An 18,523-nucleotide genomic window follows, 5' to 3' on the forward strand; every position below is an offset into this window, starting at 1 on the left:
ATATCAAAAAACTCAAATCTGCTCTTTGTAGTTTTTGTTGGCCAACTGTTTAATTAGGCCAACCTAATACAAAAACAATTAAGGTAACAATGCAACGTGATTTAGACCCGCATCCTCTTCTAAATCAAACATTATATTCATATTTTGTACCGCTTGACCTGCCGCACCTTTAACCAGGTTATCAATCACCGAAGTTACAACCACAACATCACCACCTTCTGGTCGATAAACAGCCATGCGACACATATTTGAACCTTTTACTAAACGTGTATCAGGCAAGCTATTCGCAGGCATCACATCCACAAAAGGTTCTTGAGCGTAAGTGGCCTCAAATAGTTCTTGTAACTCTTCTTGAGATACATTTTTGGTCAACTTTCCATATAACGTCGCTTCAATACCACGTATGGTTGGAATGAGATGTGGTACAAACGTTAAGTTCACCTTGGCATTAGCCATCAACTCTAATCCCTGTGCAATTTCAGGAAGGTGACGATGACCATTAATACCATAAGCCTTAAAGCCTTCGCTGGTTTCTGCGGCTAAAGAGCTAACTTTAGCACCACGACCCGCACCACTCACACCCGATTTGGCGTCCGCAATTAAGTGATCAATATCGACCAGGCCTGCCTTTAATAAAGGCTGAAAACCTAGCTGAACTGCAGTTGGATAACAACCTGGATTAGCAATCACTCGTGCCGTTTTAATTTTTTCACGAAACAACTCAGGCAAGCCATATACCACTTCATCCATAACACTTGGACAGGCGTGCGGCATTCCATACCACGACTCCCAAACGTCCAAATCATCAATACGAAAATCAGCCGCTAAATCAATCACCCTAACCCCAGACTCAATTAACTCTGGTGTCATCTTCATAGCGACGCCATGTGGCGTGGCAAAAAATACCACATCACACTTTTTCAGCACATCAATATCAGGCTCAGAAAAAGCGATATCGTAAAATCCACGTAAGTTAGGGAACATCTCAGCAACAGGAACGCCTGCTTCACCACGAGAGGTAATGGCATTTACTTCCGCATTTGGATGATTTGCCAATAAACGTAATAATTCCACACCGGTATAACCTGTACCGCCTACGATTCCAACTTTTACTTTAGTCATTTGCAGTTCTCTAAAATTAATTCATAAATATTCATAAATATTCATACTATTTTACAAGCATCTATCATTTGAAAAAAACTTTTGATAGCGATAATCGAATTAAATTAAACGTTTTCCCCTCTGAAGAAGCGTTTTTAAGTTTTTTGTTAAAACCGATACCGAGTATATATAACCAAAGAAATGAAAAAGCGCTAACCAATGAACTCCTGAATATCAAACAAACCTCTTTTTACTCAGGAGAGCCTAATAGAGAGCATAAATGTAATGTTAGATAAAGTGATTTTTAAAAACGATTACAAGAACGAGAGAGCACTCATTGAACACTGACTAAAAACAGCAAGAACGCCATAAATCGAGAGATAAATACAAGCTTATGGCTCTGATTTTTCTTTATACATCCGTTTATCAGCCTCATTGATTAATGTTTCTGAATTGCTATTTTCATCAATCAAAACACTGCCAATACTTGGTTTGCAGCTTAATACGATATTATCGAGTGAATACTCATCATTGAGACGTCGTCTAAACCGTAATAAAGTATCCGTCAAAGCAATCTCAGCAACGACTTTTGTGGAGCCAAGACTATTGAGTAAAACAACAAATTCATCACCACCCATTCTGGCAACAACATCTTCTTGACGAGTAAGTTCATTTAAACGTCCCGCAAAAGCTTTGAGTAACAAATCGCCAATATCATGTCCGTAAACATCATTAATTTTCTTAAAATCATTAAGATCCATATACAAAATAGCGCTAAAAATTTTTAAATGTTTAGCATCATTAATGGCATAACCGACTTCTTTAAATAGCTTTCTGCGGTTTGCAGATCCTGTTAAAGCATCGTGCTGGGACTCATATCTCAATTTTGAAAACAGTCTGGTTTGTCTATTTTGGTTATGCACTCCAAACCATAAAACGGCTGACCAAAAACAAAATAAAATGATAAAAAGCATAGCAGCATCTAGCATTCGTTCATGCTTAAAGGTGTTCATAACAGCTGTATTTTCAACCACAACAACCTTCCAAAGTGTATGCGGAACAAAGGCTGTTGCAGCAATATGGTTTAACTCAGTTTGGGTTAACTTAAAGTCTCTTTTTAGGTTATTTCTAACCGCTTCAGGGGTAACTTCAATTAAATCAGGAAAATCTTTACGAACCAAGAAAGAAAAATGCTCCGAAATAATATGCTCTTTTAAAATTTTGCTGAGAATTTTGGGCTTAAAACTCATAAAAAAGACCAATTTTTTACCCTGAACAAAAACAGGAATCATAACATCAAAATGATAGGCATCTGCTTTAGCATGAAGATAAGGTTCATAGTCAAAATATTGATTTTTAGGATCAAACATCCCCGCAACGCGCTTAATGTCGGCCTTGCAAATATCGCCAATAAAAAGTTCAATATCCCCTCCAATCTGTTCACCTTTATCTGAAGCTATGGAATAGGTATACATAGTTGGAAAATAGAGTTTAAGACGGTCTCTCATTGATTCTTGTACCGTCACTAAATTTTCAAATTTGGAAAGATCTGTAAACCAAGAATTATCTAAACTGATTGCAGACATTTGATTGCGAATGTAATCGACTCTTTTGCTAATATCTTTAGATGACTGAGTTGCTTGCTGCTGCATAAGAGTGTGCTGAAGTTGAGAAAATTGTTTTAATTCAGCATCATAACGCAACCATAAAATAAAACTAAGGGCGACCAAAATCAGCATCATAATGACAATAAAAACTAATTTAGACCGAAGCAGAAGCATCTTATTTATCCTTAAACAAAATACAAGAGAGTGATTAGACTTAACAATGCCATACAAGCCTCATTAAATCAAAATGGTTTTATTGATTGCGTAGCTAACAAAGCTTATGACTCATAAAAAAGATTTTATTACACTTGAATACTTAATTAATCTATTGAGCAATCGCTTTATTCGTAAACTCATTTTTAGTTGCCAGGCCTGGTTCATTTAACCAAAGCGGATTATGATTAGCTTGCCAAACAGGCCTATTTTTCATCACCGCTTTAAAAAAGTCTGACTCAATGAAAGTCTCCAACCAGGATTTTAATCGTGGATAATCCGCCTCTGAAAACCAGTTTTTATCGACATTCGCAAACTGCCTTACAAAAGGAAAAAGAGCGATATCCGCCATAGAAATTTGATGACCCACTAGAGCAAAACCTTCAGAATGGTTGCCTGGTTCAACCAAACTAAGGCTTGATTCAATTGCATCTAAAAATTCACAGCCGAGCTCTCGATAATAAACTTGTGAATATTCCGGAAAACGATCTGCATATTTATAATGATCTAAATGCTGTTTAAACTCATTATCACAGCGGTCAATCCAATCATTAACCGCCTGCCTTTGACGACTGTTTTTTGAAAATAACCAGGCCTGGTAAGTTGATTTATCGGCTGAATGTTTAAAAGCCCAAAGCATAATATCTCTGCTTTCATCAATCACCGTACCATCAGGCAAAACCAATACAGGCACTGTCCCTTTTGGAGAGACGTCGAGCATCGGTTTGGGCTTATCCCAAAAAACAATTTCGCGTTGTTCAACCTGAATACCTGAAAGAAAAATCGCCATACGTGTCCGCATCGCATAAGGACAACGTCGATAAGAGTACAAAACAGGATGTTTTTCCATAATCACTTTTAAACTTCTTTTTCATTAACTCTCAAAAACAGATTCAAATTACAAAGCCACCAGGCCTTTATACCCCCTTGCGGGGTGTAGTAACTTGAATCAATTCTCAAATCTAAAATAACAAAAACCCTGTATTTAACTGATAAATACAGGGTTTAAAATCAATGTCTGATTTTTGAATTGAGAAGCTCAGTTTTGCGTTAGCTTTAAGGCGAAAATTTGAACCGAAGCGGAATGGACATTAAGTCCATGAGCATTGGAAGCAAATTTTCAACGCAGAAGATGGCGTAAAAATGGGCTTCTCAAACAAAAATTACATCATGCCGCCTGGTGCGTAACCTTGCGCCGCTGCATCCGCACCAGCATCTTTAGATGGTAAATCTGCAATCGCTGCACCAGTAGTTAACACTAAACCAGCAACAGAAGCCGCATTTTGAAGTGCCGAACGTGTTACTTTAGCTGGGTCAATAATACCCGCTTCAATCATATCAACGTACTCTTCTTTAGACGCATCAAAACCGAAGTTTCCTTCACCTTCCATTACCTTATTCACAATAACAGAACCTTCTAAACCGCAGTTAGCTGCAATTTGACGCATTGGCTCTTGCATCGCACGTAATGCAATTTGAATACCTACGTTTTGGTCATCGTTGTCGCCTTGAACTTGTACCTTTGATAGAGCGCGAACTAAAGCAACACCACCACCTGCAACAATCCCTTCTTGAACTGCGGCACGTGTTGCGTGAAGTGCATCGTCAACACGGTCTTTTTTCTCTTTCATTTCCATCTCAGTCGCTGCACCTAATTTAAGTACCGCAACACCGCCAGCAAGTTTTGCTAAACGTTCGTTTAATTTTTCAGAATCGTACTCAGAAGTCGTAGTCGCAATTTGTGACTTGATTTGCGCACAACGACCTTCAATATCTTCTTTAGAACCCGCACCGTCGATTAACTTAGTGGTGTCTTTACCTACTACTGCAGATTTAGTTTCACCTAGTAAATCTAAAGTAATAGACTCTAGGCTTAGGCCCACTTCTTCAGAGATTAATGTACCACCCGTTAAGATCGCCATGTCTTGAATCATCGCTTTACGACGCTCACCAAAACCAGGAGCCTTAACTGCAGCAACCTTAACGATTCCACGCATGTTGTTAATAACTAATGTAGCCAACGCTTCACCATCAACATCTTCAGCAATAATTAATAGAGGACGACCTGTTTTTGAAACCGCTTCTAAAGTCGGTAGTAAATCACGGATGCTTGAGATTTTCTTATCGTAAAGAAGAACAAATGGGTTCTCTAACTCAGCAACCATTTTTTCTTGGTTCGTTACAAAGTAAGGCGATAGGTAACCACGGTCAAACTCCATACCTTCTACAACCACTAGTTCATCTTGCAGTGAAGAACCTTCTTCAACAGTGATAACACCTTCGGTTGAAACACGTTCCATCGCTTCAGCAATCATCTTACCTACTGCCGCGTCAGAGTTTGCAGAGATAGTACCCACTTGAGCAATCGCTTCAGACGTTGTACATGGCTGTGCCATCGCTTTGATTTCAGCAACAACCGCTTCAACCGCTTTATGAATACCACGGTTAAGATCCATTGGGTTCATACCAGCCGCAACAGACTTCATTCCTTCACGAACGATAGACTGAGCTAGAACAGTTGCTGTAGTTGTACCGTCACCAGCAACATCATTGGTTTGCGAAGAAACTTCTTTAACCATTTGTGCACCCATGTTCATGAACTTATCTTCAAGTTCAATTTCACGAGCAACCGATACACCATCTTTAGTGACTAATGGTGAACCAAATGATCTTTCTAAAACTACGTTACGACCTTTAGGTCCAAGTGTTACTTTTACTGCGTCTGCAAGAATGTTAATACCATCAACCATTAACTCACGAGCATCTAAACCAAATTTGACGTCTTTTGCCATCTTTCTAATTCCTTAATTCTGTTTAAATATTTAATTTGAATATTTTTAACTATCAGTATGATTAGTCGATAATTGCAATAATATCGTCTTCACGCATAATCATAACTGGCTGACCTGCGTCATCTTTTACTTCTTGACCAGAGTACTGTCCGAACATCACTTTATCGCCGACTTTAACAGTCATCGCGATAATTGAACCTGAATCAGATGCTTTACCTGGTCCAACAGCAACTACTTCACCGATGTTTTGTTTTTCTTGTGCAGAGCCTGGTAGCAAAATACCACCTGCAGTTTCTTTCTCTTCTTCTACACGACGGACAACAACACGGTCTTGTAATGGCTTAATATTCATAGGTTTCTCCTAAAAGTCTGTTAAATTTCATAGTCGTACAAACAGAAAAATTGCACTCAGTTTTTTTCATTCTCACAAACCGAGCTGCAATTTATTCATAAATTAGCACTCTTATGCTTAGAGTGCTAACAATTTTAGTCATCTAATTGCTTGTGTCAACTGAATATGGGTATGAATCTTTACGATTCAAGTGCTTAGTTAAAAAATTATTAAAAATAAGAGGCATAAAAAAAGGCCAAATAAAACATTTGGCCTTGATATATGAGAGAGGAAAACTATTCGCTTAAAACAAGATTATCTCGATGAATTAAAGACTCATCTTCAATAAAACCAAGAATAGACTCAATTTGATGACTCGGCTGTCCCATGATTTTGTGCGCTTCAGTAAATGAGTAATTGACTAAACCACGTGCCACTTCATGCCCTGATTGATCATAACAAACCACCATTTCACCACGTTGAAAATTGCCGCGCATGGACTTAACACCAATTGGTAACAAACTCTTACCAGAGGTACGTAACACCTCAACAGCACCCGCATCTAATACCAGTGTTCCTTTTGCTTGAAGGTGACCTGCCAACCATTGCTGACGAGCGGTTAATGGTTCTAAATCTGGAATCAGTAAAGTTCCTTGCGGAAGGCCATTAAACAAATTAGGTAAAATATTCTCTGCTCGACCTGAAGCAATCAAGGTGGCCGTACCAGAACGAGCCGCTCTTTTTGCTGCCATCACTTTAGTGTACATACCACCCTTACCTAAAGCGCCCCCTTCAGGACTCGCCATCGCTTCAATGTCTTTGCGACTAACACGCGCCTCATCAATGAGCTCTGCATTAGGATTTTCACGCGGGTTATCGTTATAAAGGCCTTGTTGGTCGGTCATAATCACCAACACATCGGCAGAGATAAGATTTGCAGTTAAAGCCGCTAAGGTGTCATTATCACCAAAACGAATTTCATCAGTCACCACCGTGTCATTTTCATTAATAATGGGCACAACGCCATACTCAAGCAGCGTTTCTATAGCACTTTTAACATTCAAATAACGTTTACGATTTGATAAATCATCATGCGTCATTAAGATTTGTGCTGAATGAATATCATATTGAGAAAACTCAGATTCATAAGCCTGAATCAAGCCCATTTGACCAACCGAGGCGGCGGCCTGTAACTCGTTTAACAGTTTAGGGCGAGTTGACCAACCTAGACGCTTCATCCCTTCAGCGACTGAACCAGAAGAGACTATCACAACTTCAACGCCTTGCTTTTTAAGTTCGACCATCTGGGCAACCCAACTTGCTAAAGCTACACGGTTTAAACCTTGTCCATCATTTGTTAATAAGGCACTGCCAATCTTAACCACCCAACGTTTGGTATTCTTTAAATCAGAACGCTGCATATTTTTTAAGTACCCTCTTAATACAGGCCAATATTAAATCAAATATTAAAAATCAAAATCTTCATCAACCTGTGCACGAACTGGCGCTTCTTCTTCGGCTGCTTCTATACGATTTTGCTCAAGCGCATAAGCGATTTCATTCACAAGGTTTTGTGTGCCCTCACGCTGTACTGCCGAGATTTGGAAAACCTTTCCTTGCCATTGCGTCTTTTCAACGATACGTGCACAAACTTCGTCTGCTGCTTCTGCTGGCAGTAAATCTGTCTTATTCAACACTAACCAACGATCTTTTCCAGAAAGTTCATCACTGTATTTTTCGAGCTCTTTCTGAATAATCTTTACATTCTCTGCTGGGTCTGACTCATCTTCAGGTGCAATATCAACCACATGCAATAAAAGACCTGTACGTGACAGATGCTTTAAAAACTGAATTCCTAAACCAGCCCCTTCTGCAGCACCCTCGATTAACCCAGGAATATCCGCTATAACAAAACTGGTTTCGGGAGAAACCGCAACCACACCTAAGTTTGGGTACAACGTTGTAAATGGATAGTTAGCCACTTTTGGACGAGCAGCAGAAACCGCCGTGATTAAACTCGACTTACCTGCATTAGGCATACCGAGCAAACCTACATCTGCGAGTACTTTAAGTTCTAGACGTAATTCTCTATCTTCACCGTCTTCACCTGGTGTACATTGACGCGGAGTACGGTTTTTACTGCTTTTAAAGTGAATATTACCCAAACCATGAAGTCCGCCCTGCGCAACCAATAGCTTTTCACCATGCTCTAGCAAATCACCAATTACCTCATCCGCATTCACATCAAATACAGTGGTTCCAACAGGCACGGTAATCACTAAATCCTCACCTGCAGGCCCTGTTTTCTGTTGCCCCATTCCACTATGGCCATTTTGTGCTTTATAGTGTTTAGTAAAACGAAAATCGACCAAAGTGTTCAAGTTACGGTCAGCCAATAGATAAACGCTACCGCCGTCACCACCATCACCGCCATTAGGCCCGCCAAAAGGGATGTATTTTTCACGGCGAAAACTGACCACTCCGTTTCCTCCACGGCCTGCTTCTACGTGAATTTTGGCTTCATCTACAAATTGCATGAATGCATCCTTATTTAAATTGGTTAACCAGTTTATCTGGCGATGGTTTAGCTTGAATAAATAGGCTGTGTAAACAGAGCTACCAACCGACTTATGCAAACTTTTAAAATCAGATTATTTTATCAAAGCTTACTTATAAAAGCTTAAAAAGCCGTTTAAATTGCAAAGAATATCACAACCTATTTATAGGTTTTTGCCGCACAAACAAAAACGCCCCGTCAAAGCGGGGCGTCTTGCTAACAAACGAGGCTGAAATTATTCAGAAACGATTGTTACGTAAGTACGTACAGGCTTACCTTTAGATACGAATGCTACTGCACCGTCTGCTTTCGCAAATAAGGTATCGTCTTTACCGCGACCAACGTTTTCACCAGGGTGGAACTTAGTTCCACGCTGACGAACAATGATGCTACCAGCAGAAACTTGCTGACCACCAAATGCTTTTACACCTAGTCGCTTGGCATTAGAATCGCGACCGTTTTTAGTACTACCTGCTGCCTTCTTATGAGCCATGGTATAGTCCTTTTGTTAACAGTGTTATTCCCTACTCAGAAATAACAGCCGTTTGTGATTCAAATATTAAGCTGAAATCTTACCGATTTTAACTTCAGTGTAGTTTTGGCGGTGGCCTTGCTTAGTCTTAGAGCGGTTCTTACGACGACGGAATTTGATGATAGTTACTTTTTTACCACGACCGTTTGCTTCAACAGTTGCTGCAACTTTAGCACCTTCAACAACAGGCATACCGATTTTTACATCAGAACCTTCACCTACCATCAATACTTCGTCAAACTCAATTGCATCACCAGCTTCTGCATTTAGTGATTCAATACGTAAGATTTGACCTTCACGAACTCTATACTGCTTACCACCGGTTTTAATAACTGCGTACATATCTTTCTCCCGGATATCTTAATTCTTTTTAATAAGCCGCTTATTTAGCGAAGGCGGAATTATATAAGTTTTTATTCATAAGGTCAAAACAATTTCACAAATATTTTCAACTTACCAGGCCTGGTAAATTGCGTGCACGCTCTGAAGCGCGTATTTTATACAAAATCTGCCTAAGAATTTGAAAATATTCAGTATTTTTATTGGGTTGTTTTATCTAATTTTGTGCTTTTTTTAGCCAAAAAATCCACTTATTGTTTAACAATTCTCATCAAGATTACGCTATCTAATCTCTAATACTAGCGTCTCTGTGCTATTCATACTAAAATAGCGTCCTTTATAAATACCTGGAAGGCAATACGCCTAACATCACCATGACGTTATCTGAAATCCGTGCCTTAATTCAAGACGATATTCAAGCGGTAGACCAGTTAATATTGAATAGACTCTCATCTGATGTCGTTCTCATTAACCAAATTGGCCACTACATCATTAATAGTGGTGGGAAACGTCTTCGCCCATTACTGGTTCTATTAAGTGCACGTGCTTGTGGATACCAAGGAACGGATCACCAGTTAATGGCAGCGGTTATTGAGTTTATTCACACCTCTACTTTATTACATGATGATGTTGTCGATGAATCGGATACACGTCGTGGCAATAAGACGGCCAATGAAGTATGGGGAAATGCGGCCAGTGTACTGGTGGGAGATTTCCTATACTCACGTTCGTTTGAAATGATGGTTGAACCAGGTGAACTGAAAATCATGCAGGTAATGTCAGAAGCCACCAATGTGATTGCTGAAGGTGAAGTGTTGCAGTTATTAAATTGCCATGATGCTGACACCACTAAAGAACGCTACATGGAAGTCATCCATCGTAAAACAGCAAAATTATTTGAAGCCGCTACTCAAATGGGGCCCATTTTAGCCAAAAAACCTGACCTTGAAGAAGCTTTTATCGCCTATGGAAAACACTTAGGTGCGGCTTTTCAATTAATTGATGACGCCCTAGATTACACCGCCAATACCGAAGAACTTGGCAAAAACATTGGTGATGATTTAGCGGAAGGTAAACCAACCCTCCCCCTAATTTATGTTTTAGAAAATGGCTCTGATACAGAAAAGTCAATTATTCGTAGAGCCATAGAATCAGAAGGCATTAAGCTTCTTAAAGAAGTCACCTCGATTATTAAAAATTCAGGAGCCATCGCTTACACACAAAAGATTGCCCAAAAAGAGGCCGACTTAGCGAAAGAAGCTATTAGTCTTTTGGCTGAAAGCGATCTTAAAACAGCACTAAACTCTTTAGCCGACTTAGCCGTTAATCGATCACACTAAACCTATCGCAAAATGGTTCATCTTTTATATAAAAAAGGCTCTGTTTACAAATCATAAACAGAGCCTTTTTATCATCGTTCAATCGCCAAAATCATTGGTGAATTTTACGCCTATTTTTTAAACCTTTTTGATGCTTTTCTAAAGCACGCCTTAAGTCTTCCGCATCCTGCTCTGCAGCTGCCGCAGCAATTTGCTCTTCAACCTCTGCTTGTTGTTGTTCAAGAAAACGTTTATACAAATCCAAATTCCCTAAACGAGTTTTATCCCAGTCAATTCGGCGCATTAACCAACGAATCATAAATCTGATAACATGACATTGATCCCTACTTACATACATAAACTCTGCTTGTGGCCGGAAGCCATGCATCCGTTCCACAATAATGGTTTGCTCACGTGTACTGGGACGAATACGAATAAACCCACTATCATCCTCATTAAAACTTGTACTGTAATAAATTCGAACAACGCGGTTCATGCTAAAAATCGCCTTAGATAAAATCGTCGATTCATGTTTTCCATTCAAACCTACGGTATGAATGAAAATATTTTGAGTCATAATCTGCCTAAAAAACCCTTCAACCTCTTCAAATTCAATCTCTTGCTTCGCACTTTCTGCAACAGAAATTTCATGCTGAATTTGCGCAGAACGCTTTTCTAAGCGCCTAAAAAAATACTTTACAGCTGGGCCAACCTGCTTTTGATGTCTCATCCTTAGATACCTCTAATATAGGTATCGACCAAAAGTGAATTTTATAAAGTCTAAATTGTCACTTTTATTTCTATTGATTCTTTTACGCTCCAGGCAAAATTTTTTAACCTCAATTTAATAAACAAAGCAAAAAAACAGAGTGTCATGAGGTAAAAAACTCATGATAAGATACGTGCATTCAATTTATTTGGTCATGATTAAATGCCACGGTTTCAAATTATTAAAATATTTTTGATGATTCTATCATTCAGTGTCATTCTTACAGGCTGCTCATCCTACGGTGTTATTAACAATGCTAAGCAAACCAATCGCTATAAACCAGTAGAAAGCGACTACTCTATGAAGTCAGTTTTACAGCACAAACCTCAAGGTAAAGTCGCCTTGGTGTTAACGTTTTCTGGCGGTGGAACTCGAGCTGCAGCTTTGGCCTATGGGGTTTTGCAAGAACTAAAAGAGACTAAAGTCACTATAAACAATAAAACGACTTCTTTATTAGATGAAGTCGATATTATTAGTGCTGTGTCTGGCGGTAGCTTTATTGCCGCTTACTATGGTTTAAATGGTAAGCGTACTTTCAAAGATTTTGAAAGCGTCATGCTTAAAAAAGATTTTGAAGATGAGTTAATTAGCGGCGTACTCAACCCATTAAGCTGGTTTGGCGACACAGGTAGGACAGAAATGGCGATTCAGCTCTACAATAACACTATCTTTAAAGACGCTACCTTTGCAGACCTAAATAAACCAGATAGCCCGTTAATTTTAATCAATGCCACAGACTTAGCCAATGGCGCGAGAGTTTCATTTACACAAGATTATTTTGATTTTATCTGTTCAGACATCAGCAGTTTTTCAGTTGCAAAGGCGGTTACCGCCTCTTCTGCCGTACCTGTTCTGTTTAACCCTGTAGTTTTAAAAAACTACCAACCTTGTAACAACAACGCCAAAACCAAATTACTTTTTTCTGAGTCACAAACACAAAACAATATTGAACTACAACAAGCTATTAACAACCTCAAACTGTACGTTTTTTCAGACTATCCATATCTACAATTAGTCGATGGTGGTATTACTGACAATCTAGGTTTACGCGCAATTTATGAAGCCATTGAATTTTCGGGTGGCCCTAAAGCATTTTTAAGAGAGATTAATAAAAACAATGTTGAACACATTGCTGTCATTTCCGTTGACGCCTCGACCCAAACCTCTAAAATTATCAGCACAACCAATAAAAGCCCAACCATTCAACAAAGTATTGATGCCGTTACCGATATTCAGATACATCGTTACAATGCATCAACAACAGAACTGTTTGAAAAGTCGCTCAATCGATGGGGAGAAGAACTCTCAACAAAAAACCATAGCGTGCAACCACATTTTATCCAAGTTAGTTTTGACCAGTTAGATACCGAACAAGAAGCGGAAGAATTTAACCACATTCCAACCCGTTTAAGCCTTACAGAACCCGATGTTGCTAAGCTCATAAAAACGGGGCGCGCCTTGCTTAAAAACAATTTTCAATTCCAGTTTCTACTGCAGGAATTAAATACCCAAACTGAAAGAATCTCGGTACAAAATTAAAAAAGCAAACCTACCAGGCCTCCTCCCTTGCCGACTCTGGTAAAGGTTAAAAAGACATTCAGAAAGCGACAAAAATAAGGTTTTAGAAAGGCAAAAAGGCAGAGAAACCCTGCCTTTTATTGCTTTACTATGTGATTGTTACTTCTATTACATAGGACCATATCTCGGTATATCATCTGCTGGGTAGAGTAAGTTTGAGTCATCATGCATCTCATCATGAAACTCACCCACCTTACCTTCAGCAATGTCACTACGTGCAAACTTAGCTATGTGAAACAAAGCTTCACCTTCGTTTACCAATGGCATACACATTTGGCCAATTACAATGCCGCTATTAGGTGAATACACCTCTTCTTCTAGCTCGCCAAACGGATCGGAGACCACTCCAATAAGGGTTTTATTGGCCTCTACTCGATCACCATCTTTGACTAAAGAACGAAAAATACCACTTTGTGGCGCACGAATCCAAAAGCTCGCACGTGCGATGACGGGTTTCATATTACGCTCTAATTTTCGACGTGATTTTTGTAGCATGCCAAGATGTCGCATCACATTCACAATGCCAGAAACCCCTGCACGAATCGCTACCTCATCAAAACGTAACGCTTCACCTGCCTCATAGAGCAAAATAGGAATACCCTTTTTAACCGCAGCCGCACGTAAAGAACCATCCCGCAAGTTGGCATTGAGCATTACTGGCGAACCAAATGACTCCGCCATAGACTTAACTTCTTCATTGTCTAAATCAGCGCGGATTTGTGGCAAGTTGGTACGATTAATCGCCCCCGTATGTAAGTCAATTCCATGCGAGGCCTTTTTTACAATTTCATTTAAGAATATATGCGCTAAACGCCCAGCAATGGAGCCCGATTTTGAACCTGGAAAACAACGGTTCAAATCTCGGCGGTCAGGTAAATAACGACTGTGGTTAATAAAGCCATGTAAGTTGACAATAGGTACGGTAATCAAGGTACCTTTTAATCGCTGTAAAGCCTTAACTTTTAAGAGACGACGAATAATTTCAACGCCGTTCAATTCATCTCCATGAATCGCTGCGCTGATAAATAGCACTGGCCCAGCTTGCTTACCACACCAAACTTGCACTGGCATCGTCAATTCACTATGGGTATAGAGCTTACCAACCTGCAAATCAATGGTTTTTTTCTCACCTGGATTAACCGTCACATTACCAATCGTAACCGGTTGGTTTTTAATGACCTTTTCTCTAACTGAATTAGCCTTTTCCAACAGTTTTCGTCCGATTTAATTTTTTATTAGCATTGGTTTCAATAAACTGAATAATCATACTGGCGATGTCTTTACCCGTTGCGCCTTCAATACCTTCCAGGCCTGGTGATGAGTTCACTTCCATAACCACTGGGCCATGATTCGAACGCAGTAAATCCACACCACAGACATTTAAGCCCATCGCTTTTGCGGCATTGACAGCGGTTGCTCTTTCCGCTGCAGAAATTTTAATTAAAGAGGCAGAACCACCTTGGTGAAGATTTGAACGGAACTCACCCTCTTTACCTTGACGTTTCATAGCGGCAATCACTTTACCACCGACCACAAAACAACGTATATCGGCACCACCCGCTTCTTTAATGAACTCTTGTACCAAGATATTGGCATTTAAACCATTAAAAGCTTGAATAACACTGGTGGCCGCAGAGTGTGTATCGGCTAAAACAACACCAACTCCTTGAGTCCCTTCAAGGAGTTTAATCACAACTGGGGCTCCACCAACGGTTTTTAATAAATCATCCACATCATCTGGAGAGTGCGCAAACCCTGTAACTGGCAAACCAATCCCTTTACGGGACAATAACTGTAAACTTCTTAATTTATCGCGTGAGCGGCTAATAGAAACCGACTCGTTTAACGGATAAACATTCATCATTTCAAACTGACGTAAAACCGCTGTACCATAAAAAGTGACTGATGCGCCAATACGTGGAATAACGGCATCAAACCCCTCTAAAACTTCACCTTTATAATGAATTTCAGGATGTACAGAGTTTATATTCATATAACAACGCAATGCATCAATTACACGCACTTCATGACCACGAGCTTCAGCCGCTTCTACTAATCGACGAGTGGAATAAAGCTTCGGCCCTCTCGATAAAATGGCAAGTTTCATTATTTGATTCCTTGTAAGTATGATTCTGCTGAATCAACAATTAATCCAGCTTTTCTAAGAGCAGTTCGCCCTAATAACATCTTAAATGCCATTGTATCTCTGCTCGTCAATGAAATAGGGATTTGTAGTTTAAAATCGCCAATTTCGAGTGCGGTTTCTATAAAAAATCTTTCGGTATTATTTCCTCCAGAATCGGTCACGGTTCGGATATCTTGAACTAAGGCTTCACAAGTCTTAATTTTTGTAAGATCCTTGTCATCAATATGAATTGAAAAACGTACCCATTCCTGCCCATCTTTTTGAAAAGGGTCAACCTCAAAAGCGTGCAATGCAGAGTTTTTAGCTCCTGTATCCACTTTGCACTCTAAGCGCTCAATACCCAATTCGGGTAGCCTTACCCATTCACACCAACCAACTGTTTTGGACATAGCTGATCCTTTTTAATTCTCTGATAGCTTTGCAAAGCTTTTTTAATTCAAAATTAATAATGTGGCTAAACCAAGGAAAGATAAAAAACCTACAACGTCTGTGACGGTAGTTAAAATCACAGCACCAGATAGTGCTGGATCCTGACCAAATCTTTTCAAAATTAAAGGCACCACAACACCCGATATTGCGGCGGCAATCATATTAATCAATATCGCCAAACCAATGACTGTACTTATCATAATATCATCAAACCATAGCTGTGCAATTATAGCGACAATTACCGCCCAAATTAGACCATTTATAATGCCAATCCAAAATTCTTTATTGAAAAGAACCACCCGGTTAGAACCACCAATTTTACCCATCGCTAAACCACGAATAGTTAGCGTTAAGGTTTGGCTACCTGCAATACCGCCCATACTCGCCACAACGGGCATTAAAACGGCTAAAGCAACCACTTGTGCAATCACCGCCTCAAACTGACCAATCACGGCCGCTGCTAAAAATGCGGTGGCTAAATTAATTCCAAGCCATATGGTTCGGCCGTTAACACTTTTTTTAATTGGCGCAAACAGATCTTCTTCTTCATCTAAACCAGCCATATTCATCACGGTTTGACCACTCTCTTCCAAAGTAAGTTCAAACACGTCATCGGCGGTTAACTGTCCCATCAAATTACCACACTCATTAACAACAGGGGCAAAGTGATGGTGTTTTGAACGAATCTGTTTAGCGGCTTCAATGGCATCCATGGTGTCTAATACCGTATCAGGTTCATCCATCACTTCTGATACCACTAATTCTGGATCATGTCTTATTAAGTCAACCACATGCAAAGTACCTAGCAGACGGTTATATTCATCAATCACCATCAACTCTAAAGTGCCTTTATTGATGACATTTTTCATTCGTAAAAAACGCTGAACCACTTCAAGCTTCACATTCTCACGAATCGAAATTGTGTCGGTATGCATGTATCGCCCAACGGCACTCTCTTCATAAGCCAAAACATTTCGAACTTCTTCGCGACGAGACTCATCCATACCGTCAATAACGTCAGCTTCAAGTTCGTGAGCTAATGAACCCAAAATCTCCGCAGTATCTTGTGCATCAAGGTCTTTAGTCATCTCATTGATTTGGTCTGCATCGATACCATGCAAAAGTGCTAAACGTGCGTCTTCATTCAGTTCGGCCAATACTTCACCGCGCATCTCATCGGGAACACACACCCATAGGTTTTCGCGTTGCACTGGCGGAAAAGACTCTAGAATATGAGAGAGTTCATTTTCGGTCAGGCCTGTAAACAGATCGCACACTTCACTTTCACGCTGTTCTGCCACCAAGCTTTGGATGTAAAGCAGTTTATCTTCGGTGGTTACAACCTCTTCTGGAAATTCGTTGCTAGACATTCTTTGACTCCTCTCTTTTGGGCATAATCACTTCAATGCCATCTTCTTCAGAGCCAACTAATATGGCCCACACTTTTTCTGCGCGATTGCCCTCTAACGTTTTTACGGTAAACTGCCAGCCACGATAGGTAACCTGATCACCCACCTTAGGAATCTCATTAATTTCAGACATAATCAAACCAGAAATAGTACTCACATTATGTTCTACATCGAGTTTAGAGGCGGTCAGTTTTTCAAAATCATGCAGTGCCATAAGCCCCGTTATTTCAAACCCTTCAGTAAATTTGAGTTGTTTAATAGCAAGTTCTTCATCGTCAAGTTCGTCAGCAATCTCACCCACAATCTCTTCTATTAAATCTTCCATTGTGATAATGCCTGACAAAGCCCCGTATTCATCTACAACTAAAGCCATGTGGTTACGTTCATTTCGCATCAAATCAAACGCTTTTTGCAACCCCATCACCTCTGGCATAATCAAACTCTTGCGTGCAATCGATTCAATATCTGAAGGCGTTGTGGTTTGGCTGTCCAAAGTTGATAACAACAAATCTTTTACTAACAAAATTCCAACAATATCATCAAGATTACCACGCACTAATGGAAAGCGAGAATGCCCTAATTCAACAATCTGTTTTTTGATGGTTTCAATATCGCTATTTACATCCAACCAATCAACCTGGCTACGTGAAACCATAATATCGCGTACAATTCGGGTATCAAAAGCAAACATATTTTGAATCATATCGGCTTTAATATTATCTAAATTACCGTGGGTGCTTGAGGCATCAATCATCTCACTTAACTCTTCATCACTAAAAATTTCTTCGTGAGAAGCCTCTTTAACACCCATGGCTTTTAAGATGGCTGATGCAGACCAGTTAAGCGCCTTTGTTAAAGGGTAGCTAATTAAGTAAAAGCCGTGCAATGGTATGGCAACCCAGATAGAGACAGGTTCAGGCTTACGAATGGCATAGGTTTTTGGTACTTGCTCACCGATTACAATATGCAGAGATGAAAAAATAATGAAACCAATTAAAAACGAGGTAAAGTGTAACAACTCTTCTGGCATTCCCATAGAGTGGAACATCGGCTCTAATAGCTTGGCCACAGCAGGTTCACCCACCCAACCTAAACCAAGAGAGGCCATCGTAATCCCCAACTGACAGGCCGCCAGGTAGGGTTCTAAATTCTGTTTAATTCTAAGCGTAAGTCGTGCTGAAAGACCACCGTCTCTAGCCATATTCTCTACACGCAAAGTGCGTACTTTCACTAGAGCAAATTCAGCGGCTACAAAGAAACCGTTTGCCACTAAAAGAATGACAATCACCATAAGACTACTACTAAAGTTTTCCATTGTATTTTCCCTGTAATTCTATAATCTACCCAATGCTACACCACTATGACAGAGTCTTTTTCACAAAAGTCACTTTTCTATGTGAC

At 39.8% G+C, this 18,523-nt stretch carries 17 protein-coding genes; 2 read left to right on the forward strand and 15 right to left on the reverse strand.

What is annotated here, in order from left to right; all coding sequences use genetic code 11:
- Positions 1-78 precede the first annotated feature (78 nt).
- From argC to rplU, 9 genes are all read right to left on the reverse strand, one after another.
- Positions 79-1,122 (reverse strand): N-acetyl-gamma-glutamyl-phosphate reductase, encoded by a 1,044-nt coding sequence (argC, locus tag A379_RS04950; protein WP_198525649.1) that lies wholly within the window; start codon positions 1,120-1,122, stop codon positions 79-81.
- A 371-nt stretch (positions 1,123-1,493) separates the two neighbouring features.
- The gene (locus A379_RS12615) at positions 1,494-2,882 is read right to left on the reverse strand and encodes a GGDEF domain-containing protein (RefSeq protein WP_051145014.1); all 1,389 of its coding nucleotides are present in this window, start codon (positions 2,880-2,882) and stop codon (positions 1,494-1,496) included.
- Between the two features lie 151 nt (positions 2,883-3,033).
- Positions 3,034-3,771, reverse strand: coding sequence for a glutathione S-transferase (locus A379_RS04960; protein ID WP_040728699.1), 738 nt, complete (start codon positions 3,769-3,771; stop codon positions 3,034-3,036).
- A 313-nt stretch (positions 3,772-4,084) separates the two neighbouring features.
- Positions 4,085-5,713, reverse strand: coding sequence for a chaperonin GroEL (gene groL, locus A379_RS04965; RefSeq protein WP_040726258.1), 1,629 nt, complete (start codon positions 5,711-5,713; stop codon positions 4,085-4,087).
- Between the two features lie 61 nt (positions 5,714-5,774).
- On the reverse strand, positions 5,775-6,065 hold the full coding sequence (locus A379_RS04970; protein WP_040726260.1) for a co-chaperone GroES: 291 nt from the start codon (positions 6,063-6,065) through the stop codon (positions 5,775-5,777).
- 275 nt (positions 6,066-6,340) lie between these two features.
- A complete protein-coding gene (gene proB, locus A379_RS04975; protein ID WP_040726263.1) occupies positions 6,341-7,465 on the reverse strand; it encodes a glutamate 5-kinase in 1,125 nt (374 codons plus the stop codon).
- Positions 7,466-7,510: 45 nt separating this feature from the next.
- Positions 7,511-8,581 carry an Obg family GTPase CgtA gene (gene cgtA, locus A379_RS04980; RefSeq protein WP_040726265.1) on the reverse strand — a complete coding sequence of 357 codons (1,071 nt, stop codon included), beginning with the start codon at positions 8,579-8,581 and terminating at the stop codon, positions 7,511-7,513.
- A gap of 255 nt (positions 8,582-8,836) precedes the next feature.
- Positions 8,837-9,094 carry a 50S ribosomal protein L27 gene (rpmA, locus tag A379_RS04985; protein WP_029406786.1) on the reverse strand — a complete coding sequence of 86 codons (258 nt, stop codon included), beginning with the start codon at positions 9,092-9,094 and terminating at the stop codon, positions 8,837-8,839.
- 66 nt (positions 9,095-9,160) lie between these two features.
- Entirely contained in the window at positions 9,161-9,475 is a 315-nt protein-coding gene (gene rplU / locus A379_RS04990) for a 50S ribosomal protein L21 (RefSeq protein ID WP_040726270.1), read from the reverse strand.
- 371 nt (positions 9,476-9,846) lie between these two features.
- On the opposite strand from rplU, the gene ispB reads away from it, so the two are divergent.
- Positions 9,847-10,812: an octaprenyl diphosphate synthase gene (ispB, locus tag A379_RS04995; RefSeq protein WP_040726275.1), complete on the forward strand. Its 966-nt coding sequence runs from the start codon at positions 9,847-9,849 to the stop codon at positions 10,810-10,812.
- Positions 10,813-10,903: 91 nt separating this feature from the next.
- Here ispB and A379_RS05000 read toward each other — a convergent pair whose 3' ends face one another.
- On the reverse strand, positions 10,904-11,521 hold the full coding sequence (locus A379_RS05000; protein ID WP_040726278.1) for a hypothetical protein: 618 nt from the start codon (positions 11,519-11,521) through the stop codon (positions 10,904-10,906).
- 234 nt (positions 11,522-11,755) lie between these two features.
- On the opposite strand from A379_RS05000, the gene A379_RS05005 reads away from it, so the two are divergent.
- A complete protein-coding gene (locus A379_RS05005; RefSeq protein ID WP_040728701.1) occupies positions 11,756-13,099 on the forward strand; it encodes a patatin-like phospholipase family protein in 1,344 nt (447 codons plus the stop codon).
- 147 nt (positions 13,100-13,246) lie between these two features.
- Here the strand turns inward: A379_RS05005 and A379_RS05010 are convergent, their stop codons facing one another.
- Genes A379_RS05010 through A379_RS05030 form a run of 5 tightly spaced genes read right to left on the reverse strand, consistent with a single transcriptional unit; the run spans position 13,247 to position 18,437 of the window.
- Positions 13,247-14,347, reverse strand: a complete 1,101-nt coding sequence (locus A379_RS05010; protein ID WP_040726281.1) for a succinylglutamate desuccinylase/aspartoacylase family protein — start codon at positions 14,345-14,347, stop codon at positions 13,247-13,249.
- On the reverse strand, positions 14,334-15,245 hold the full coding sequence (rimK, locus tag A379_RS05015) for a 30S ribosomal protein S6--L-glutamate ligase (RefSeq protein ID WP_040726284.1): 912 nt from the start codon (positions 15,243-15,245) through the stop codon (positions 14,334-14,336). The genes A379_RS05010 and rimK overlap by 14 nt, the downstream gene beginning before the upstream one ends.
- Positions 15,245-15,673 (reverse strand): ATP-dependent zinc protease, encoded by a 429-nt coding sequence (locus A379_RS05020; protein WP_040726289.1) that lies wholly within the window; start codon positions 15,671-15,673, stop codon positions 15,245-15,247. The genes rimK and A379_RS05020 overlap by 1 nt, the downstream gene beginning before the upstream one ends.
- A 42-nt stretch (positions 15,674-15,715) precedes the next feature.
- A complete protein-coding gene (locus A379_RS05025) occupies positions 15,716-17,083 on the reverse strand; it encodes a magnesium transporter (protein ID WP_040726291.1) in 1,368 nt (455 codons plus the stop codon).
- Positions 17,076-18,437 (reverse strand): hemolysin family protein, encoded by a 1,362-nt coding sequence (locus A379_RS05030; protein ID WP_040726292.1) that lies wholly within the window; start codon positions 18,435-18,437, stop codon positions 17,076-17,078. The genes A379_RS05025 and A379_RS05030 overlap by 8 nt, the downstream gene beginning before the upstream one ends.
- Between the last annotated feature and the right edge of the window lie 86 nt (positions 18,438-18,523).

The sequence above is a fragment of the Thiomicrorhabdus sp. Kp2 genome (assembly GCF_000478585.1).
Classification (GTDB): Bacteria; Pseudomonadota; Gammaproteobacteria; order Thiomicrospirales; family Thiomicrospiraceae; genus Thiomicrorhabdus.